General features: G+C 66.5%; 19 protein-coding genes. 4 read left to right on the top strand and 15 right to left on the bottom strand.

All coding sequences use genetic code 11. The features are described from left to right. Positions 1-2: 2 nt before the first annotated feature. Positions 3-878 carry a fimbrial protein gene (locus tag PI990_RS02925; protein ID WP_271659779.1) on the bottom strand — a complete coding sequence of 292 codons (876 nt, stop codon included), beginning with the start codon at positions 876-878 and terminating at the stop codon, positions 3-5. A gap of 401 nt (positions 879-1,279) precedes the next feature. On the opposite strand from PI990_RS02925, the gene PI990_RS02920 reads away from it, so the two are divergent. Continuing rightward, on the top strand, positions 1,280-2,962 hold the full coding sequence (locus tag PI990_RS02920) for a flavin monoamine oxidase family protein (protein WP_271659778.1): 1,683 nt from the start codon (positions 1,280-1,282) through the stop codon (positions 2,960-2,962). 14 nt (positions 2,963-2,976) lie between these two features. After that, complete coding sequence (locus PI990_RS02915) at positions 2,977-3,765, top strand: carbon-nitrogen hydrolase family protein (protein WP_271659777.1); 789 nt, start codon at positions 2,977-2,979, stop codon at positions 3,763-3,765. Positions 3,766-4,225: 460 nt separating this feature from the next. Here PI990_RS02915 and PI990_RS02910 read toward each other — a convergent pair whose 3' ends face one another. The 4 genes from PI990_RS02910 to PI990_RS02895 are packed head-to-tail and all read right to left on the bottom strand — an operon-like array spanning position 4,226 to position 7,055. Then, entirely contained in the window at positions 4,226-4,930 is a 705-nt protein-coding gene (locus PI990_RS02910) for a type 1 glutamine amidotransferase (RefSeq protein ID WP_271659776.1), read from the bottom strand. A gap of 1 nt (position 4,931) precedes the next feature. Continuing rightward, the gene (locus PI990_RS02905) at positions 4,932-6,128 is read right to left on the bottom strand and encodes an acetylornithine transaminase (protein ID WP_271659775.1); all 1,197 of its coding nucleotides are present in this window, start codon (positions 6,126-6,128) and stop codon (positions 4,932-4,934) included. Continuing rightward, entirely contained in the window at positions 6,121-6,360 is a 240-nt protein-coding gene (locus tag PI990_RS02900) for a hypothetical protein (RefSeq protein ID WP_271659774.1), read from the bottom strand. The genes PI990_RS02905 and PI990_RS02900 overlap by 8 nt, the downstream gene beginning before the upstream one ends. Continuing rightward, positions 6,357-7,055, bottom strand: a complete 699-nt coding sequence (locus tag PI990_RS02895) for an MOSC domain-containing protein (RefSeq protein WP_271661257.1) — start codon at positions 7,053-7,055, stop codon at positions 6,357-6,359. Before PI990_RS02895 ends, PI990_RS02900 begins: the two co-directional genes overlap by 4 nt. Positions 7,056-7,157: 102 nt before the next feature. On the opposite strand from PI990_RS02895, the gene PI990_RS02890 reads away from it, so the two are divergent. After that, positions 7,158-8,048: a LysR family transcriptional regulator gene (locus PI990_RS02890; RefSeq protein WP_021222738.1), complete on the top strand. Its 891-nt coding sequence runs from the start codon at positions 7,158-7,160 to the stop codon at positions 8,046-8,048. Between the two features lie 406 nt (positions 8,049-8,454). Beyond that, the gene (locus PI990_RS02885) at positions 8,455-9,108 is read left to right on the top strand and encodes an endonuclease I family protein (RefSeq protein ID WP_442969312.1); all 654 of its coding nucleotides are present in this window, start codon (positions 8,455-8,457) and stop codon (positions 9,106-9,108) included. Positions 9,109-9,467: 359 nt separating this feature from the next. Here the strand turns inward: PI990_RS02885 and PI990_RS02880 are convergent, their stop codons facing one another. The 10 genes from PI990_RS02880 to bioF form a co-directional block, all read right to left on the bottom strand. Continuing rightward, positions 9,468-11,246 carry an acyl-CoA dehydrogenase C-terminal domain-containing protein gene (locus tag PI990_RS02880; RefSeq protein WP_021222740.1) on the bottom strand — a complete coding sequence of 593 codons (1,779 nt, stop codon included), beginning with the start codon at positions 11,244-11,246 and terminating at the stop codon, positions 9,468-9,470. Positions 11,247-11,440: 194 nt separating this feature from the next. Beyond that, positions 11,441-13,237, bottom strand: a complete 1,797-nt coding sequence (locus tag PI990_RS02875) for an acyl-CoA dehydrogenase C-terminal domain-containing protein (protein WP_271659772.1) — start codon at positions 13,235-13,237, stop codon at positions 11,441-11,443. Positions 13,238-13,353: 116 nt separating this feature from the next. Then, positions 13,354-14,646: a GGDEF domain-containing protein gene (locus PI990_RS02870; RefSeq protein WP_271659771.1), complete on the bottom strand. Its 1,293-nt coding sequence runs from the start codon at positions 14,644-14,646 to the stop codon at positions 13,354-13,356. A 191-nt stretch (positions 14,647-14,837) separates the two neighbouring features. Continuing rightward, entirely contained in the window at positions 14,838-16,643 is a 1,806-nt protein-coding gene (locus PI990_RS02865; RefSeq protein ID WP_271659770.1) for a phenylacyl-CoA dehydrogenase, read from the bottom strand. A 166-nt stretch (positions 16,644-16,809) separates the two neighbouring features. Next, entirely contained in the window at positions 16,810-17,358 is a 549-nt protein-coding gene (locus PI990_RS02860) for a putative metalloprotease CJM1_0395 family protein (RefSeq protein ID WP_021222744.1), read from the bottom strand. A 214-nt stretch (positions 17,359-17,572) separates the two neighbouring features. Further along, on the bottom strand, positions 17,573-17,842 hold the full coding sequence (locus PI990_RS02855) for a hypothetical protein (protein WP_271659769.1): 270 nt from the start codon (positions 17,840-17,842) through the stop codon (positions 17,573-17,575). Between the two features lie 90 nt (positions 17,843-17,932). After that, positions 17,933-18,616, bottom strand: a complete 684-nt coding sequence (gene bioD, locus PI990_RS02850; RefSeq protein ID WP_271659768.1) for a dethiobiotin synthase — start codon at positions 18,614-18,616, stop codon at positions 17,933-17,935. Then, positions 18,617-19,447, bottom strand: a complete 831-nt coding sequence (gene bioC, locus PI990_RS02845; RefSeq protein ID WP_271659767.1) for a malonyl-ACP O-methyltransferase BioC — start codon at positions 19,445-19,447, stop codon at positions 18,617-18,619. After that, positions 19,440-20,165 (bottom strand): alpha/beta fold hydrolase, encoded by a 726-nt coding sequence (locus PI990_RS02840; protein ID WP_184488501.1) that lies wholly within the window; start codon positions 20,163-20,165, stop codon positions 19,440-19,442. The genes bioC and PI990_RS02840 overlap by 8 nt, the downstream gene beginning before the upstream one ends. Further along, a complete protein-coding gene (bioF, locus tag PI990_RS02835) occupies positions 20,158-21,339 on the bottom strand; it encodes an 8-amino-7-oxononanoate synthase (protein ID WP_184488500.1) in 1,182 nt (393 codons plus the stop codon). The genes PI990_RS02840 and bioF overlap by 8 nt, the downstream gene beginning before the upstream one ends. Positions 21,340-21,378 lie beyond the last annotated feature (39 nt).

Raw genomic sequence — 21,378 nt, 5'->3', positions numbered from 1 at the left:
GATCAGCGGTAGAACAGGGTAAGCGTGGCCATGGCGACCACAGGGCCGGGAGTGACCTTCTCCGCGACCTGGCGGTAGCGGGCCATCAACGGAATTCGCATCACCTTCCCAGCCGCTCCGCTTTGCCCGAGGGGGTATTCATGGCCGGTGCGCAGCGGGACGTGCTGGGTATCCGTCAGCTGCACCCCCACGCCTTTTGCCATCTCCGCATCCGTGCTGTTCTTGAGGGTCGATTCGTCGTGTGTGTCCCCGTCGATGCGGTAGGCGATGTTGAGGCCGGGATCGCAATCCAGGTTGATGGTGATGTCGAGCGGCCAGGCGGTGCTGCCAATGCCGGAGAAGTCCTTCAGCCAGGTCTTGTGCAGCATGCGGGTGCGGTCCCGGCCATCGACCAGCCGGCAACTGCGCGCCTGGAAGGCGATGGAGATGGCGGGGAAGCGCAGGGAGTTGGTGCGCTCGTCATGGTAGTGCACTTCCACTGCCGGGATGCTGTAGGTGCCACTGGAAATCGGCCCGGTCTTCACCAATTGGATCCACCAGTTGCTCGCGGGGGTGTAGCGCCCCCAGGCCAGCGCATCCGTCTTGCGCGGCGAGTTCATGAACTCGCCGCCGCTCATCTGCGCCGGCAGCGTCGTCGAGTTTCGCGACCAGGCCACGCGGATACCGATACCCGGCACCCCGCTGGGGTAGACGTTCGCATGCCCCGCAACGCTCGCCCCACTGGTAAAGCCCCGGCGCAGCCAGAGGTCGCCGTGCTGCAGGAACCCGCCGCAGGTGACGTCCGCCTTGCCGCCCTGGATCCAGCGCTGGGTATCGAACAGCACGCTGCCCACCAGCGCGTCGCGTGGCACCACCAGTTCCGCTGGCAGGGGCGCCATGGTCGGCGGCGCTTCGGCCGATCTGACGCAAGTCGCGGGGAAGGCCCACGCCATCTGCATGCCCCCCATTACCGAGCAGCAGAAGATGAATGTACGAACGAGCCAAGCGTGCATGAGGCATCTCCGAGTGTTTCCATGCGAATGCTCGGATGATCGCCGATCGATACCCAGGACCGGCCCGCGCGCGTCCCGCCCTGTTGGAAGACTTGTCTCTACGTGAAGTGGAATATTTCTGACTGACGGAGTGGGCAGGACAGCTCTTCGTCATATCGCAATAAATGATCGTCGTTTAGCTATAAAAACTCACTTAGTGACGACATAAAACGTCTTATGGACGAAAAACAGCCTCCCTAGAATGACGTCAACGCTGCCCAGACAGCCTCCTCATTCTTCAGGTCGCCATGCACACCACCAATCGACACCCCGCCGACGGCAAGAAGCCGATCACCATCTTCGGCCCCGACTTCCCCTTCGCCTTCGATGACTGGATCGAGCACCCCGCCGGCCTGGGCAGCATCCCCACCGAGCGCCAGGGCGAGGAAGTGGCCATCGTCGGCGCCGGCATCGCCGGGCTGGTGGCGGCCTACGAGCTGATGAAGCTGGGCCTCAAGCCCGTGGTCTACGAGGCCTCGAAAATGGGTGGCCGCCTGCGCTCGCAGAGCTTCGAAGGCACCGAGGGGATCATCGCGGAGCTGGGCGGCATGCGCTTCCCGGTGTCGTCCACGGCCTTCTACCACTACGTCGACAAGCTCGGCCTTGAGACCCGCCCCTTCCCCAACCCGCTGACGCCGGCTTCCGGCAGCACGGTGATCGACCTCGAAGGCAAGACCTACTACGCCGAGAAGATGGCCGACCTGCCGGCGCTGTTCCGCGAGGTGGCCGACGCCTGGGCCGACGCCCTGGAGGACGGCGCGCAGTTCAGCGAGATCCAGCAGGCCATCCGCGACCGCGACACCAAACGCCTGAAAGCGCTGTGGAACAGCTTGGTGCCGCTCTGGGACGACCGCACCTTCTACGACTTCGTCGCCACCTCCAAGGCCTTCGCCAAGCTGTCGTTCCACCACCGCGAGGTGTTCGGCCAGGTGGGCTTCGGCACCGGCGGCTGGGACTCGGACTTCCCCAACTCCATGCTGGAGATCTTCCGCGTGGTGATGACCAACTGCGACGACCACCAGCACCTGGTGGTGGGCGGTGTGCAGCAGGTGCCGCTGGGCATCTGGCGCCACGTGCCGGAGCGCATGGCCCACTGGCCGGCGGGCACCAGCCTGGCGTCGCTGCACAATGGCGCGCCGCGCCCGGGGGTGAAGCGCATCGCCCGCGCCGCCGACGGCCAGTTGGCGGTGACCGACGCCTGGGGCGACACCCGCCACTACGCGGCGGTGCTGACCACCTGCCAGAGCTGGCTGCTGACCACCCAGATCGAATGCGAGGAATCGCTGTTCTCGCAGAAGATGTGGATGGCCCTGGACCGCACCCGCTACATGCAGTCGTCGAAGACCTTCGTGATGGTCGACCGCCCCTTCTGGAAGGACAAGGATCCGGTCACCGGCCGCGACACCCTGAGCATGACGCTCACCGACCGCCTCACCCGCGGCACCTACCTGTTCGACAACGGCGACGACAAGCCGGGGGTGATCTGCCTCTCCTACTCCTGGATGAGCGACGCGCTGAAGATGCTGCCGCAACCCATCGAGAAGCGGGTGAAGCTGGCGCTGGACGCGCTGAAGAAGATCTACCCGGATGTGGACATCGCCAGCCACATCATCGGCGACCCGATCACCGTTTCTTGGGAGGCCGACCCGCACTTCCTCGGCGCCTTCAAGGGCGCGCTGCCGGGCCACTACCGCTACAACCAGCGCATGTACGCGCACTTCATGCAGGACGACATGCCCGCCGAGCACAAGGGCATGTTCATCGCCGGTGACGACGTGTCCTGGACCCCGGCCTGGGTGGAGGGCGCGGTGCAGACCTCGCTCAACGCCGTGTGGGGGATCATGAAGCACTACGGCGGCGCCACCCACGCCGCCAACCCCGGCCCGGGCGATGTGTTCGCCGAACTCGGCCCGATCGCCCTGCCGGAATGACCAGGAGAGACGCCATGCGCATCGCCCTCTACCAGTGCCCGCCCCTGCCGCTGGACCCGGAGGCCAACCTCGCGCGCCTGCACCGCCAGGCGGCCGAGGCGGCGCGGCGCGGCGCCCGCCTGCTGGTGGGCCCGGAGATGTACCTGAGCGGCTACAACATTGGCCGCGAGGCGGCGCAGGAACTGGCCCAGCCCAGCGATGGCCCCTGGGCACAGCGCATCGCCGCCATCGCCCGCGAGCAGGGTATCGCCATTCTTTACGGCTACCCGGAACGGGGCGCGGACGGCGCCCTGTTCAACTCGGCGCAACTGATCGACGCGCGGGGCGAGCGCCTGGGCAACTACCGCAAGACCCACCTGTTCGGCGAGCTGGACCGGGGCATGTTCAGCCCTGGCGAGGCGCCCTGCCCGATCATCGAGCTGGAAGGCTGGAAGCTCGGCGTGCTGATCTGCTACGACGTGGAATTCCCCGAGAACGTGCGGCGCCTGGCCCAGGCCGGTGCCGACCTGGTGCTGGTGCCCACCGCCAACATGGTGCCGTACGACTTCGTCTGCGACGTGCTGGTGCGCACCCGCGCCTACGAAAGCCAGTGCTACCTGGCCTACGCCAACTACTGCGGCGCCGAGGGTGCCATCCGCTACTGCGGCCTCTCCAGCCTCAACGGCCCCGACGGCGAACAGACCGCCCGCGCCGGCCGCGACGAAACCCTGCTGCTGGCCGATATCGCCCACGAAGCCCTGGAAACCTCCCGCGCCGCCATCACCTACCTGCACGACCGCCGGCCGGAGCTGTACCGGCCCTGATCGCAACACGCACCTGCTCGGAAAACAGCCACCCAACGAAACGTTGCGCAGTGCAAGGCGCGCAGCCATGTACACACACCTTATCCACAGCCCCATCCACGGTTTCCGGGGACAGGTAGGGCGGGTGAAACCCGCAGGGCTTCGTTGCTCGGGCCGTCGGGTTGCACCCGACCTACAAGGCCGCACCGCCCGTAGGTTGGCGCCGAGCGCAGCGAGGCCCAGCGGAACCATGGCGACCCCGTTTGCTCGGAAATCGATCACCCGACGAAGCGCTTTGCAGTGCAAGGCGCGCAGCCGTGTACACACAGCTTATCCACAGCCCCATCCACGATTTCCGGGGACAGCACTCCGTGGGAGCGAGCTCTGTTCGCGAAGCCTTTCATTGCCCTGAATGAAAGACCGCCCGGGGCAAAGGGCAGGGCCACCGGGCGGTTGAGAAAACAGACTCGAGGGGAAAGGGTCAGGTCAGCACGGCGTGGGGACCGGTGAGGTAGTCGAGCAGGCGAAACAGCGTCGGCGCGAGGGCGCTGCAGTGGGGGTAGCCGTCACGGATGGCTGCGGCGCTTTCCACCGAGCCGGCGAGCGCCAGGTCCTCGGGGCAGGCTTCGAGCAGCGCGTGGATGCTCTCGGGGGTGCTTTCCAGGTGGCATTGCAGGCCGATGGCGCGCTCCTGCCAGACGAAACCCTGGTTGGCGCAGGCGGCCGAGCCATAGAGCGGGATGGAGCCGGCCGGCAGGTCGAAGGTCTCGCCGTGCCAATGCATGGCCATCAGGCGCTGCGGCAGCATGCGGCCCAGGGGCGAGTGTTCGGCCAGGGCGTGCTTCTCCATGGGCCACCAGCCGATCTCGGCCTCGCCCGGGCGCACCTGCGCCCCCAGGGCTTCGGCCAGCAACTGGGCGCCCAGGCAGATGCCCAGCACCCGCTTGCCACCCTCGAGCGCCGCGCGGATCAGCGCCTTCTCGCCGGCCAGCCAGGGCAGCACGGCTTCATCGTGGACACTCATCGGGCCGCCCATGACGATCAGCAGTTCGAAGTCATCCAGCTGCGGCAGCGCGCAGCCGGCATAGAGGTCGTGCACCCGCACCTGGGCCGAGCGCAGGTCGAGCCATTGGGCGATACGGCCGATGCCCTCGAAGGGCACGTGCTGGAGGATGGCGACGCGCATATCAGGCGGGCTCCTTGTGTTTGCCCTTGGCCAGGGCGAAGGCGCGGTTGAGGCGCTTGAGCATTTCATCGACGTTGGCGTGGCTGACCGTGAGCGCCGGGGAGAAGCGCAGGCAGTCGCTGGCCAGGCCGTTGATCAGCAGGCCTTCCCCCAGCGCGGCGCGGACCACGGCATCGGCGCGCTGCTCGATCAGCGGCATGCCGATGAGCAGGCCATGGCCGCGCAAGGGGCCGTGCCCATGACGACGGGCGACACGGGCCAGGCCTTCGCGCAGGTGCTGGGCGACCTCGCGCACCTGTTCGAGGAAGCCCGGCTCCAGCACGGTGTTGAGCACGGCGAGGCCGGCGGCGGTCATCAGCGCGTTGCCATGGTAGGTGCCGCCCTGCTCGCCCGGTTCGAAGCAACAGGCGTTGCCACGGGCCAGCAGCGCCGCCAGGGGCACGCCGCCACCCAGGCCCTTGCCGAGGGTGATGATGTCGGCGCGCACGCCGTAGAGGTCTTCGGCCAGCAAGGCGCCACAACGGCCGACGCCGGTCTGCACTTCGTCGAGGATCAGCAGCACGCCGCGCTCGCGGCACAGGCGCTCGGCGCCCTGCAGGTATTCGAGGGTGGCGGGGATGACCCCGGCCTCGCCCTGCACCGGCTCCAGCATCACCGCCACCGTGCTGTCGTCGACGGCCGCGCGCAGGGCGTCGAGATCGTTGAACGGCACCTTGGTGAAGCCGGGCACCTTGGGCTCGAACAGGGCCTGGAAGGCCGGCTTGCCGGAGGCGGACATGGTGGCGAGGGTGCGGCCGTGGAAGCTGTTGCAGGCGGTGACGATGCCGTAGGCGCCGCCCCGGTGCAGCTGGCCCCATTTGCGCGCCAGCTTGATCGCCCCTTCGTTGGCTTCGGCACCGCTGTTGAGGAAGTAGACCTGGTCGCTGCCACTGGCCTGGCACAGGCGCGAGGCGAGCTTGAGCATGCCGCGGTTGTAGAAGGCCGGGCCGGGGTTGATCAGCGCTTCCGCCTGGCGCTTGAGCGCCTCGACCACCACGCCTGGGCTGTGGCCGAGGCTGTTGACCGCCCAGCCCTGGGTGAAGTCGAGGTAGGCGCGGCCGTCGGCATCCCACAGCCAGGAGCCCTGGCCCCGCACGAAGACCTGGGAGGGGCGCTCGACGGTGCGCATCAGGCGCAGGCCGGCCAGGGGGTCACGCATGTTCGGGCACCTCTTCGTGGCGGTATTCGATGCCCAGCAGGCGCAAGCCCTCCGGGCCTTGTTCGAGGATGCGGCGCAGTTCGCGGCGCCGGCGGATGCGCAAAGCGAAGCCTTCGGCGGAGGGGAAGCGCTCGCGCAGCAGGGCGGTCATTTCGACGTAGCGCGCCTGGCTGACCTCCAGGTTGGCGAACAGCACGCCGTTCCGCTCCAGGGTGATCTGGTAGTCGCTCATGCGCGCATCCCCTCCAGCGGCAAGCCGTGCAGGCGTGCGCTCCAGTCCTCGACCTGGCCACTGTCCAGGCGGCGGGCGGCCCCGTCGCGCCAGCGGCCACTGAGGGCTTCGCACTGCTGCAACTGCCGCAGCCCTTCGTGCTCCAGCGGTGAGTGGAAATAGGCGCGTACCGCCTGGGCGACGCTGAGCTCGGGATAACGGCGCTCCTGCAGTTCGAGGCGGTCTTCCCGGCTGACGAAGCCGGGGCGCAGCACCCGGTAGAACCAGCCGCAGCGGCCCGTGTCCTGGACGAAGCGCGGCAGCTCCTCGATGCCCCAGCGGCGGCTCAGGCGGTAGCAGGGCGAGCGCGGCTGGCTGACCTGCACCAGCGCCTGGCCCCAGCGGAACACGTCGCCGATGCACACCTGCTCTTCGGTCAGGCCGTAGGTGGAGATGTTTTCGCCGAAGGACGGTGCCTTCCAGGCGAGGTGACGGTAGTGCTTGCGCCAGAAGCGGTAATGCTCGGCCGGGTAGTGGTGCAGCGCGCGTTCGGGGCCGCCGTGGAAGCGCGGGTCGCCCTGCTCGTCGCTGCCCAGCCCCTGGGGCCAGAGCCAGAGGCGGTGGTCCACTTCGCGCTTGTCGATTGCGCTGCTGAGGCCACCGCCGATATCTTCGGCTTTACCTATGAAAATCGCTTTTACTTCTACGCCCTGCATCACCCGCTCCAGCGCTTGAACCAGCATTTATGCTGGCTAGACTAGGGCGTTGCCGCTGCGCATGACATTTCGTTTTTTCAGCTTTATTGATAAGAAAGGCTTATGGATTTTCGTCAGCTTCGCTACTTCGTCGCGCTCTATGAGGAAGGCCATGTGGGCCGCGCCGCCGAGCGCCTGAGCATCTCCCAGCCCGCGCTGTCGCAGCAGGTCCGCCAGTTGGAACAGGGGCTGGATGTCAGCCTGTTCCAGCGCACCGGCAAGCGCCTGCTGCCGACCCTGGCCGCGCACACGCTGTACAACCATGCGCTGCCCCTGCTGGACGGCATGGAACGGGCGCGGGAGGCATTGCGAAATTTCCGTGGCCAATCACCCCGCAGCCTGGCCATCGGCGTACTGCAGACGGTCAACGCGAGCCTGGTGCCGCTGCTGCTGGAACGCCTGCGTGAGGCCCAGCCGCACCTGGTGGTGCAGATCTACGAATTGTCGGGGCTGGATATCGAGCGGCGGCTGCTGACCGGCAACCTGGATATCGGCATCGGCTTCCTGCCGCCGCGCCAGCCCGGGCTGCACAGCCAGCTGCTGTACGAGGACGAGCTGCAGTTGGTGATCCCCGAGGAGCACCCGCTGAAGGAGTTCCGCAAGGTGTCCCTGGCCCAGGCGGCCGAGCTGCCGATGCTGTTGCTGGGCGAGGAGTTCCGCGTGCGGCAGATCTGGCAGGAGCAGTTGGCGCTGATCGGCCGGCGCCCCCAGGTGCAGGCGGAGCTGAACCATATGGCCGGCATCCTCGACAGCCTGCCGCACACCCGCCTGGCCACGGTGCTGCCCGGCCGGGCGCGGCAGCTGCACGCCAACCAGGCGCTGTTGTGGAAACCCTTGAGCGAACCGCGGGTGCCGTTGAAGGTGGGACTGGTGTTCCGCGATGCCCAGCGCCAGCAGGCGACGCTGGAGCTGCTGCAGGCGCTGCTGGAGAAGCTGGTGACGCCGACTGCGTGAAACCTGGGCCAGAAAAAGAAAAACCCCGCCGAAGCGAGGTTTTTGCAGACTTGTATCCCTGACATCCCTGATCTACCCACCATCCTGGCGGAAATCCGGCGTAGTCCCTGTTATTCAGTGCGCTTCCTGCGCTACGTCCCTATGGAGCAAAGATTAGTCTTGTAACCATGTAGGCGGAAGCAGCTAAAACCTTCAGGCAATGTAAGCATTAACTTACAAATCAGTGGATTGGCGATCTGATCACAAAATGCCATCAGTTCGATAAAACCCCCATTGCAGAGGTGCTACCGCTGCCGAGCAAGCGATCGGTAGGTTTTGTCTTCAGAATAGTCGCTTGATAGACTCCGCATTGTCCTACAAGAACGAAGTAGCCAGCCTTTTCCGGCGGTCTTACAGGGTCATGACCATGCGCGTAGTAACGATTGCGCTTTTCTGCCTCGCTCCCTGCATCCCCCTTTCCGCCCTGGCCGGCGGCCAGACACGGCTCCCCGACCCGAAGGCGGCCGTGACCCAGGCCTTCTGGCAGCAGCTCTACCCTGGCGCGGGCACCACGCTCTATTGCGGCAAGGCCTTCAACGGCGAGAGCGGGCTCCTGGCGGCGAGCCCCGTCTACCCCATCAAGCAGATCAAGAGCGCGTTGCGCTGCGTCACCGATGGCCAGTGCAAGACCGCCAACCCGCAGTACCCCTTCATGCTCGCCGACCTGCACAACCTCTACCCGGAGCTGGCGCGGGTCGAGCTGGCGCGGCGCAACGCGCTGTTCGGCATGGTGGGCGATGTGCCGAGCAAGTTCGGCGCCGACTGCGACCTCAAGGCCAGCTTCCAGCTGGTGGAGCCCCGCGATGCCGCCAAGGGCAACGTGGCCCGGGCGATCTTCTACATGCACATCGAGTACGGCCTGCCCATCGTCGGCCAGGTGCAGATGTTCAAGGAATGGCACCGCCTGGACCCGGTGGACGCCGAGGAGCGCGCACGCAACGAGCAGATCGCCCGCCTCCAGGGCACGCGCAATCGCTTCATCGACGACCCGGGCCTGGTGGACAAGCTGATTGCGGATTGAAGTGGGCTGCCTGGCGGATGAGTTCCGCTTGCCGGCGCGACCGCGCCAAACCCTGGAGTAAACAGCCGCGCTCCTAGAACGTGGTTTTGCTTTTGGCTCCCTTAACCAGACCTCGGAACATGCAGCCGCCGCTGACTCCGGACGTAGGGTGTGCTGCGCGCACCTGGGACTGGCCGGAAGCACCAAGCGGCGGTGCGCACACGGCACACCCTGCGGCACGAGCTCATCCTGTCAGTCCTCAGCTCGAACCGTCACAGGCACAGAGCCGATGACTCATGACCACGTCCTGAAGACGCGGTTTCCCACGTTCAAATGAAAAAGCCCCGCATCGGCGGGGCTTTTTCGTTTGCGGGGGCCGCTTAGAACTGGGCGGCGTCCAGCAGGTACAGCGACTCGCTGCCGGCTTTCACCGAGGCGGTCAGGGAGTGGATGCGCGGCAGCAGGCGGGCGAAGTAGAAACGCGCGGTGCCCAGCTTGCTGGCGTAGAACTCGTCCTGGCCTTCCTTGCCCAGCGAGGCCTTGGCCATCAGTGCCCACATGTAGGCATAGGCGGTGTAGCCGAAGGCGTGCAGGTACTCGACCGACGCGGCGCCGATCTCGTTGGGGTTGGACTTGGCGCTTTCCAGCAGCCAGGCGGTGAGGTCGTCGAGGTTGGCGACCGCGGCGTTCAGAGGCTCGACGAACTCGGCCAGGTCAGCGGAGGCGCTGCCGGTGAAGGCCTTGATCTCGTCGGAGAAGTGCTTGTAGAACGCGCCGCCGCTGCCGACGATCTTGCGGCCGACGAGGTCCAGCGCCTGGATGCCGTTGGTGCCTTCGTAGATCTGGGTGATGCGCACGTCACGCACCAGCTGCTCCTGGCCCCATTCGCGGATGAAGCCGTGGCCGCCGAACACCTGCTGGCCGTGGACGGTGGTTTCCAGGCCGAGGTCGGTGAGGAAGGCCTTGGCCACGGGGGTGAGCAGGGCGACCATTTCTTCGGCGCGTTTGCGCACGACGGGGTCTTCGCTGAACTTGGCGGTGTCCAGCTGCATGGCGACGTAGGTGGAGAAGGCACGACCGCCTTCGTTGGCCGCCTTCATGGTCAGCAGCATGCGACGCACGTCGGGGTGCACGATGATCGGGTCGGCGGCCTTGTCCTTGGCGACCGGGCCGGTCGGCGCACGGCTCTGGATGCGGTCGCGGGCGTATTCGACGGCGCTCTGGTAGGAACGCTCACCGGAAGCCAGGCCCTGGATGCCAACACCCAGACGCTCGTAGTTCATCATGGTGAACATGGCGGCCAGGCCCTTGTTCGGGGCGTCGACGATCCAGCCGGTGGCGCCGTCGAAGTTCATCACGCAGGTAGCGGAGGCCTTGATGCCCATCTTGTGCTCGATGGAGCCGCAGGACAGGGTGTTCTTCTCACCCAGGGAGCCGTCGGCATTGACCATGAACTTGGGCACCAGGAACAGCGAGATGCCTTTCGGGCCGGCGGGCGCGTCGGGCAGCTTGGCCAAGACCAGGTGGATGATGTTCTCGGTGAGGTCGTGCTCGCCGCCGGTGATGAAGATCTTGGTACCGGTGACCTTGTAGCTGCCGTCGGCCTGGGGTTCGGCCTTGGTGCGGATGATGCCCAGGTCGGTGCCGGCGTGGGGTTCGGTCAGGCACATGGAGCCCGCCCAGACGCCCGCGTACATGTTCGGCAGGTACTTTTCCTTGAGCTCTTCGCTGGCGTGCGCGTTGATCGACAGGCAGGCACCGGCGGTGAGCATCGGGTAGAGGCCGAAGGAGAGGTTGGCCGAGTTGACCATTTCCTCGACCTGGGCGGAGATCGCCTTGGGCATGCCCATGCCGCCGTAGACCGGATCACCACCGACACCGACCCAGCCGCCTTCGGCGTAGGTCTTGTAGGCCTCGGGGAAACCGGCAGGCGTGGTGACCGCGCCGTCGCTCCACTGGCAGCCTTCTTCGTCGCCGGAACGGTTCAGCGGGGCGATGGTGCCGCCGGTGACCTTGCCGGCCTCTTCGAGGATCGCGGATGCGGTTTCGGCATCGACGGTCTCGGCCAGGGCGGGCAGCTCAGCCCAGAGCTTGGCAACCTCGAAAACCTCGTTGAGGACGAAGCGCATATCGCGCAGGGGCGCTTTGTAGTCAGCCATGTGCAAAACCTCGCAGGAACTCTACAGGCGGCCGGAAGGGCCGGTTTCACGGAACAGGGCGGCAGTGTACCCGAACAACTTTTGAGACACATAGGGTCGTTGCGTGACCATATGTTATCGATAAGTCACAATTCGCAACCCGGATGAAAAGGGCCCGCACATGGCGGGCCCCTGAATACACCGAGATTAGACGCTTAGAGCGCGAACTGGTCGGCCGGCAGGGCCATCAGGCAGTCGCTGCCCGCCTCGACCCCGGCCTGATGGGCGGTGGTGCGAGGCAGCAGGCGCTTGAAGTAGAAGTCGAAGGTGGCGAGCTTGGTCTGGTAGTAAGCCGCCTCGCTGGTACCGGCGTCGAGCTTGGCCTGGGCGACCACGGCCATCTGCAGCCAGAACCAGGCGAGCACGATGTAGCCGGAGTACATCAGGTAGTCGACGGAGGCAGCGCCCACTTCGTCCGGGTTCTTCATCGCAGCCATGCCGACCTTCTGGGTCAGCTCGCCCCACTGCTGGTTGAGCCGAGCCAGTTCGGCGGCCTGTGCCTTGAACTGCGGGTGCTCGGCCTGGGCCAGGCAGAACTTGTGCACGCGCTTGGTAAAGCCGCGCAGCAGCTTGCCCTGGCTGCCGAGCACCTTGCGGCCGAGGAGGTCGAGGGCCTGAATACCGTTGGTGCCCTCATAGATAGGGGCGATGCGGCAGTCGCGCACCAGTTGCTCCATGCCCCACTCGCGGATGTAGCCGTGGCCGCCGAACACCTGCATGCCGAGGTTGGTGGCTTCGAGGCCGGTCTCGGTCATGAAGGCCTTGCAGATGGGGGTGAGGAAGGCCAGCAGGTCATCGGCTTCCTGACGCTGCTCGGCGTCCTGGCTGCCGTGGGCAATATCCAGCAGTTGCGCGGTGAAGTAGGAGAGCGCGCGGTTGCCTTCGTTGAACGCCTTCATGGTCAGCAGCATGCGGCGCACGTCGGGGTGCACGATGATCGGGTCGGCGGCCTTTTCCGGGGCTTTCGGCCCGGTCAGTGCGCGCATCTGCAGGCGGTCGTTGGCGTAGCGCACGGCGCCCTGGTAGCTGGCCTCGCCGAGGCAGAGGCCCTGCATGCCGGTGCCCAGGCGGGCGTGGTTCATCATGGTGAACATGCAGTTGAGGCCCTTGTTGGCCTCGCCGATCAGGTAGCCGGTGGCGGAGTCGAAGTTCATCACGCAGGTGGCGGAGGCCTTGATGCCCATCTTGTGTTCGATGGACCCGCAGGAGACGGCGTTGCGCGCACCGACGGCGCCATCGGCGGCCGGCATGAACTTGGGCACGATGAACAGGGAGATGCCCTTGGTGCCGGCGGGCGCATCGGGCAGCTTGGCGAGGACGAGGTGGACGATGTTCTCGCTCATGTCGTGCTCGCCGGCGGAGATGAAGATCTTGGTGCCGCTGACCGCGTAGCTGCCGTCGGCCTGGGGCACGGCGCGGGTCTTGATGATGCCCAGGTCGGTGCCGCAGTGGGGCTCGGTGAGGCACATGGTGCCGGTCCAGCGGCCTTCGGTCATGCGGGTGAGGTAGGTCTGCTTCTGCTCTTCGGTGCCGTGGGCGTGGATGGCCGACATGGCGCCGTGGGTGAGGCCGGGGTACATGGCCCAGGACTGGTTACTGGAGGCGACCATTTCGCTGATGATCAGGCCGAGGGAATGGGGCAGACCCTGGCCGCCGTAGGCCGGGTCGGCGGCCAGGCCGTTCCAGCCCCCCTCGACGTACTGGGCGAAGGCTTCCTTGAAGCCCTTGGGCGTGGTCACCACGCCATCCTTCCACTGGCACTCTTCCTCGTCGCCGGAGCGGTTGATGGGCGAGAGCACCTGCTCGCAGAACTTGGCGCCCTCCTCGAGGATCGCCGAGACCATGTCCGGGGTGGCGTCGCTGGCACCGATGGCGGCGTAGGTCGCCGGGAAATCGAAGACTTCGTCGATCAAAAAGCGCATGTCGCGCAGGGGGGCCTTGTACTCGGGCATGGCAGGTTCTCCTTGGGCGAGCGCCAGGGTCGGCGCCAATCATCCGACCCTACTGCGCGCCCGGGCCCCGGACAACGAAGCTGCCGGCGCTGAATGCAGCGCCATAACCCGCTGCGCTAGGCGTCGGCCTTGCGCACCCGCACCGCGCCACGGCGGTTCTGCCCATGGAGGAACACGCGGTTGCGCCCGGCGCTCTTGGCGCTGTAGAGCGCCTGGTCGGCCACCTTGATGACTTCCTCGGGGGTGCGCTGCTCGGCATCGCGTTCGGCGACGCCGATGCTGATGGTGACCGAGACGCTCTGCCCGGCGGCGCCGCTGCGCTTGCTGCGGCCCTGCTCGTCGCTCTTGGGGCGGCTGTCCTTGTCGCGCAGCTGCATGCTGTAGTTCTCGATGGCTTCGCGTATCGCCTCCAGGTGCGGCTGGCATTCCTCCATGGTCTTGCCGGTGAAGACGATGGTGAATTCCTCGCCGCCATAGCGATACGCCTTGCCGCCGCCGGTGACCTTCTTCAGGCGGCTGGCGACCATGCGCAGCACCTGGTCGCCGACATCGTGGCCGTAGGTGTCGTTGAATTTCTTGAAGTGGTCGACGTCGGTCATCGCCAGCACATAGTTGCGCCCCAGGCGCTGCAGGCGCTCGTTGAGGGCGCGGCGGCCGGGCAGCCCGGTGAGCTCGTCACGGAAGGCCATCTGGTAGGCCTCGTGGGCCACCGAGGCGGTGAGCGCGAGCATCGCCAGGCTGCTCATGGCGTGCAGCGCATGGGGCAGGACGAAGACCTTGGGCAGCATCCACCAGATGCCCAGCAGCGCCAGGAGCTGGGCGGCATGTTGCGGCCTGGGCTGGCGCACATAGATGACCGCCAGGGCGATCAACGCGCCGACGAAGGCGAAGTAGGAAAGCTGGATCAGGCTCATCCAGGTGCCATGCAGCAACGGCCAATGCACGGCGGTGAGCGCCGGCAGCACGGACTCGGGGTAGCTGCGACCAAGCGCGACGGCGACGCCGACCACGGCGAGCATCACCGCAGCGCGGGCGACGAAGTCCTGCAGCAGGTGGGTGCGCTCCTGCCAGCAACCGAACAGGCCGAACAGCAGGGGCAGCAGCAGGCTGCAGAGGTGGAACACCAGGGCCGCGTCTTCACGCACGACACGCTCGGTCTGGTAGTAGTCGACCTGGGTGTCGAGCAGGTAATAGGCAAGGTAGAGGATCAGCAGCAGGAACAGCTGGCGCAAGCGGCCGTAGGCGGCGCAGAACGAACCGCCGAGCAGCAGCAGGAGCGTGGGCAGCACGTTGAACAGCGAGACGAAGAACTCGGTCATGACCGTCAGCGAGCCCATCACGCCGCCGGCCAGGATCAGGGCCAGGGGCGGGACGAAATGACTGACGCGAAAGGACGAGAGAGACCGCACTGATGCTGATCCAGACAGGTATCGAAGGGGGTGGGCGAGCTGGCCATATGATTGCATTTCTGCAGGGGCCACGCATCCGTCTGCGCGACGAAACGCCCCTATTCGCGCCCTCTTGGCCGAGGTTGCGGGCACATTCACACGCCCATGAAAAAGCCCGCCTTGCGGCGGGCTTCTTCATACAGCGCTAAGCCTTAGTAACCGAGGGCGAAGTCTTCTTCGGCCAGGTCCATCAGGTTGTTGGCGCCGGACAGCATGGTTTCAACATGGGTACGGGTACGCGGCAGGATGCGCTTGAAGTAGAAACGCGCGGTCTGCAGCTTGGCCTTGTAGAAGGCGGCGTCGCCTTCACCGGCAGCGATCTTCTCGGCAGCCAGGCGAGCCATGTCGGCCCAGAAGTAAGCCAGGCAGGCGTAACCGGAGTACATCAGGTAGTCCACGGAGGCGGCGCCGACTTCTTCGCGATCTTTCATCGCAGCCATGCCGACCTTCATGGTGATGTCGCCCCACTCCTTGTTCAGCTTGGCCAGCGGCTCGACGAATTCCTTGACGGCTTCGTTGCCTTCGTTGGCCTGGCAGAACTTGTGCACGATCTTGGTAAAGCCCTTCAGCGCTTCGCCCTGGGTCATGAGGATCTTGCGGCCCAGCAGGTCCAGAGCCTGGATGCCGGTGGTGCCTTCGTACAGCATGGAGATGCGGCTGTCGCGAACGTTCTGCTCCATGCCCCACTCGGCGATGAAGCCGTGGCCGCCATAGATCTGTACGCCGTGGTTGGCCGACTCGAAGCCGACTTCGGTCATGAACGCCTTGGCGATCGGGGTCAGGAAGGCCAGCAGCGCGTCGGCGGCTTTCTTCTCTTCCTCGTTCTGGCTGTATTTGACGATGTCGACCTGCTTGGCGGTGAAGTACACCATCGCGCGGTTGCCTTCGGCGAAGGCTTTCATGGTCAGCAGCATGCGACGCACGTCCGGGTGGACGATGATCGGGTCAGCGGGCTTCTCGGGCGCTTTCGGGCCGGTCAGAGCACGCATCTGCAGACGCTCGCGAGCGTATTTCAGGCCACCCTGGAAACCGATTTCGGCGTGGGCCAGGCCTTGCAGCGCGGTACCCAGGCGAGCGGTGTTCATGAAGGTGAACATGCAGTTCAGGCCTTTGTTCGCCGGGCCGATCAGGAAACCGGTAGCGCCGTCGAAGTTCATCACGCAGGTGGCGTTGCCGTGGATGCCCATCTTGTGTTCGAGGGAACCGCACGCAACGGCGTTGCGCTCGCCCACGCCGCCTTCGGCAGTCGGCATGAACTTCGGCACGATGAACAGGGAGATGCCTTTGGTGCCGGCCGGTGCATCGGGCAGGCGGGCCAGAACGATATGGACGATGTTGTCGGCCATGTCGTGCTCACCGGCGGAGATGAAGATCTTGGTGCCGGTGACTTTGTAGGAACCATCGGCCTGGGGCTCGGCCTTGGTGCGCAGCATGCCCAGGTCGGTACCGCAGTGCGGTTCGGTCAGGCACATGGTGCCGGTCCACTCGCCGGATACCAGCTTGGTCAGGTAGGTGTGTTTCTGGTCGTCGGTGCCGTGGGCGGACAGGGTGTTCATCGCGCCGTGGGACAGGCCGGGGTACATGCCCCAGGACCAGTTGGCTTCGCCGACCATTTCGCTGATGGCCAGGCCGAGCGACTCGGGCAGGCCTTGGCCGCCGTGGTCGACGTCATGGGCCAGGCTCGGCCAGCCGCCTTCGACGAACTGCTTGTAGGCTTCCTTGAAGCCGGTCGGGGTCTTCACGCCGGACTCGCTCCAGGTGCAACCCTCGATGTCACCCACGCGGTTCAGCGGAGCGATCACCTGCTCACAGAACTTCGCACCTTCCTCGAGAATGGCGTCAACCATGTCCGGGGTGGCGTCCTGGCAGCCAGGCAGGCTCTGATAGTGCGCTTCGTAGCCGAGCAGCTCGTCACGTACGAAACGGATATCACGCAAGGGGGCCTTGTAATCAGGCATAGCAGTAAACCTCTACGGTGGGTTCCTAGTTAAGGTGACCGGCACATCGGTCGCTTACAACATCACGGTAGTCGCTGTGGGCTGCACGGAAGCCGCCCGACAATCAAACAGGTGTTTGAAACATACGTTTACGCCAATCCCTTGTCAAGCATCCGCCCATCGGCGCTCAAGCGCGGGTATCGAGCAGGGGGCCGAGGGCGCTGGGGCTGGCGACCTGAAGGTAGATACCCAGATCCTGATTGGCCGCAGGAGAGGCCGAAGAAGACGACTCGTCCTCCGATTTGGCACGGGCGGCGGCTTTGCTCGCGGCCTCCTCGGAGGCTTCCTCGCGGCGCTGCTGGGCGAGTTCGACCAGCGCCTGCCCGGCCTGGGCAGCGGCTTCGGCGGCGACGCGGCGATCCTGGGCCGATGGATCGGCCGGGGCCAGCGCCGCGCGCTGCACCACCGCCATCTTGCGCAGGGTAGCGGCGGGGTCACCCGCCACTGCGCTCACGTCAATGCCGACTTCGCCGCCCGTGGCGTAGGACTGGCCGTCGGGGCCGCGCTTGAAGCTGTAGCTGGGGGAGCCGGCATAGGCAGCGCCTACCGCGGCATGGGCCTGCTCATGGGCGCGCACCTCGCGGTCCCGCGCAGCCAGTTCGGCGATTTCCTGCAGGTCCTGCTGTTCCTGCTGCCGTGTTGCGCGTGCAGAGGCCGCACCCTCGCCGTCACGCACATCGGCGCGGGTGCCCGTGGAAAGAGACCGATCATCGGTGGCCGATGAAGAGCGAAGAGAAGAGGAGGATTCAGTGGCAGCGCCGCTAAGCGAACCGCGCAAAGACGGCGACGCCAGTGTGGGCGAGGGGAGATATGCAGCACTGCCGATCCGCATGGGGCCCTCCCTGCCCGCGCCAGACCACCGGCCGCTAACGCAGTCGGGATGCCCTTGGTCAGGCGCGGGTGTCGATCAGGGTTCCGAGTACATCGTCAGCGGTCTTGATCACCTGCGCCCCGGCTTCCGCCTGGAACTTGCCGACGTTGAGGTCCACCAGGTTGCTCGCCTGGTCGGCACCGTTGAATTCCTGCACGCGGGCGCTGGGGGCCTGCTGGTTGCGCTGCACGGACGAGCCTGCGATATCCGCACCAGCCTGGTCGATACGACGCTGGCCAGACTGCAGAGCACTCAATCCTGCGCTGAAGGCACTACCGGAGATTTCCATCACCAACCCCGAAACAAGAGATTAACGACCTAATTGAAGCAGAAAACGCCTAAAAAACGTACAAACAAAAGGCTATCAACTTCGGATCGCTTATAGCCCAAGCGGGGCGAGGTCCAGCCAGGCCGCAACGGCGGCGGGTGTCGGCGACTCCAGACGCGGGATGCGGCCCAGGCAAGCGGCCGGAAGGCGCTCTGTCAGGGTGGCCAGGTTCTCTTCCAGGCGTGAGGTGTTCGGGTCCACCAGGTTGGCCACCCAGCCGGCGAGCGGCAGTCCATCCCGCAGGATCGCCTCGGCGCTGAGCAGTGCGTGGTTGATGCAGCCCAGGCGTACGCCGACCACGAGGATCACCGGCAGGCCCAGGGCAATCGGCAGGTCGGACAGGTTGGCCCGGTCCGCCAGGGGCACTCGCCAGCCACCCGCCCCTTCCACCAGGGTGAAGTCGGCGCCTTTGTCGAGAATCCGCCGCACCGGGACCGAGAGCGCGGCCAGGTTCAGCTCGACACCCGCTTCGCGGGCAGCCAGGTGCGGGGCGATGGCGGGCTCGAAGGCCAGCGGGTTGATCTCCTCGTAGGCCAGCGGCAGCGAGCACTCGCCCAGCAGTGCCAGGGCGTCTTCGTTGCGCAGGCCCTCGGCGGTAGCCAGGCAACCGGACGCCACCGGCTTGCTCGCCGCCGTGGACAGCCCGGCCCGGCGCGCGGCATGCAGCAGGCCGGCCGCCACCGTGGTCTTGCCGATCTCGGTGTCGGTACCGGCGATGAAGAAGGCAGCGGCCATTCAGGAATCCTTGCGCAGCAGGCCGTGGACGACCTGATAGGTAATGGGCAGGCCGGCGTCATCGCGGCGACGCTCGTAGGCGTCGATCAGGGCGAGCATACGCGCCCGGCCGGTCAGGCCACCGGGACGACCAGGGTTGAGATTGTGCGCACCCAGCGCCTTGAGCTCATGGGTCAGGCTGCGCAGGTCGGGGAAATGCAGGGTCCGCGGGCGACGTTCGAGCTGCAGCGGATTCATCCCGCTTGCGCCGCAAAGCGCCTGGTAGCGCTGGAACTCGCGGAAGCGGTTGACGTGGACAAAGCCGTCCACCTCCTGCCAACTGTCGCGCAGCTCCTGCAGGGTGCCGACACAGAGACTGCTGAACACCAGCAGTCCACCCGGGCGCAACACCCGTCGCGCCTCGGCCAGCACGGCGGCGAAATCGCCGCACCACTGCACCGCCAGGCTGCTGAACACCAGGTCCAGGCAACCATCTGCCAGCGGCAGGCGCTCGGCGTCGCCCGCCGCGAAATACCGCGCGCCCCCTAGGGGTTGCGCGTGCTGCAGCATGCCTTCGGCGATATCCATCGCCAGGCCAGACGAAGCCGGGAAGCGCTGCGCCAGTAGGCGCGAGAAGTACCCGGTGCCGCAGCCCAGGTCGAGCCAGCGCTCAGGAGCAAAGTGCTCGGGCAGGCTGTCGAGCAGGGCACCGCCGACGGCGCGTTGCAGCTCGGCAACGCTGTCATAGCTGGCCGCTGCGCGGGAGAAAGAGGCCGCTACCTGGCGCTTGTCCGGCAGGGGCGAGCCGTCCTGGGGAGCACAGGGCAGAGGCAGGGCAACGGATTCAGACATCTTCACCTTCGAACATGAACGCCAGCATCGCCTCGGCGACCGCATCCGGGCACTCCACCGGCAGGCCGTGGCTGGCCTCGCGGATGATCGACGCTTCCACATCCGGTAACCAATCCAGCAACGCCTGGCAGGCGGCTGCGGGCACCAGCGCATCGCGGCCGGCGAACAGGTGCAACTGAGGGCCGCTGTAGGCACGCAGGGCGCCACGGGTATCCAGCCCAGCCAGCAGTTGCAGGCCGGCCTCCAGCACCTCGAACGGCGTCGACGGCTGGGTGACCTGCAGTTGCCGCGCCAGGGTGCGCGGGTCCTTGGCGCCCTGGCTCACCAGCATGCGGAAGCGCTTGAGGGTCAGTGCAGGGTCAAGGCCGAAGGCTTCGTGGAAGGCAGCGAAGACCTCGCCGGGCATGGCGCTCTGCCAATCGTCACGAGCACGGAAACACAGGTTGCTCGCAAGACCGATAAGCCCGCGGCATGCCCCATCGCGCCGTGCCGCCAATTGCGCCGCCAGCATACCGCCCAGGGACCAGCCGGCCAGCCAGCAGTCGCTCGGCAGGCGCGCATCGAGTTCGTCTAGCCAGGCTTCCGGCTCCGCCAGATCGGGCAGCGCTTCGATCTCGATATTCAGGTGCGGCGCACGCTCGGACAGGGCATCGCGCAGCGGCTCCAGGGCCGCCGGGCCCAGCGCCCAGCCGGGCAGCAGGATCAGTCGATCACGCATCGGTTCTTCCTTCCTTAGCCAGAATGTTCCAGCTTTCGGACAACGCCAGGAGCAACAGTTCCAGCTGGGCCTCGCTGTGGGAGGCGCTGAAGGTCACCCGCAGGCGCGCGCTGCCGGCCGGCACCGTGGGCGGGCGGATGGCGCCGACGAGGATGCCGCGCTCGCGCAGCAGGGCCGCGAGTCTCATGGCGCGGGCGCTGTCACCGACGAGGATCGGCTGGATCGGCGTCGGGCTGTCCATCAGCGTCAGGCCGATCTCGGCGGCGCCCTCGCGGAAGCGCTGGATCAGCCGGTTCAGGTGCTCGCGACGCCAGCTCTCCTTCTGCAGCAGCTCAAGGCTCTTGAGGGTCGCGCAGGCCACGGCGGGCGGCTGGCTGGTGGTGTAGATGTAGGGGCGGGCGAACTGCACCAGCGTCTCGATCAGCTCCTCGCTGCCGGCAACGAAGGCACCAGCGGTGCCGAAGGCCTTGCCCAGGGTGCCCACCAGCACGGGCACGTCGTCCAGACCGAGGCCGAAGTGCTCGACGATGCCGCCGCCCGTGGCGCCCAGGGGGCCGAAGCCGTGGGCGTCGTCGACCATCACCCAGGCGCCCTTCTCCCTGGCCTTGGCGCAGAGCGCAGGCAGGTCGGCGAGGTCGCCGTCCATGCTGAACACACCGTCGGTGACCACCAGGGTGTTGCCTTCCGCCTTCTCCAGGCGCGAAGCCAGGCTGCCCACATCGTTGTGCAGGTAGCGGGAAAAACGTGCCCCGGAGAGCAGGCCCGCGTCCAGCAGCGAGGCGTGGTTGAGGCGATCCTCCAGCACGCTGTCGCCCTTGCCCACCAGCGCGGTGACGGCGCCCAGGTTGGCCATGTAGCCGGTGGAGAACAGCAGCGCGCGCGGCCGACCGGTGAACTCGGCCAGGGCCAGCTCCAGTTCGTGGTGCGGTCCGCTGTGGCCGATCACCAGGTGCGAGGCCCCCCCACCGGCGCCCCAGCGCTCGGCACCGGCACGCAACGCGGCAATCACCTCGGGGTGGTTGGCCAGGCCCAGGTAGTCGTTGGAACAGAAGGCGAGCATCGCCCGGCCATCCACCACCACCTCGGGCCCCTGGGGGCTTTCCAGCAGGGGGCGCTGGCGGTAAAGGTCAGCGGCGCGGCGCTCGGCGAGTCGGGAAGCGAGATTGAAGGGCATAGAAAGCTCGAAGCGGGAAGCTAGAAGCTGAAAGCCCGA

This window comes from Pseudomonas sp. TUM22785 (genome assembly GCF_028198105.1).
Classification (GTDB): Bacteria; Pseudomonadota; Gammaproteobacteria; order Pseudomonadales; family Pseudomonadaceae; genus Metapseudomonas; species Metapseudomonas solani.
This window is presented reverse-complemented; position numbering and strand designations above follow the sequence as displayed.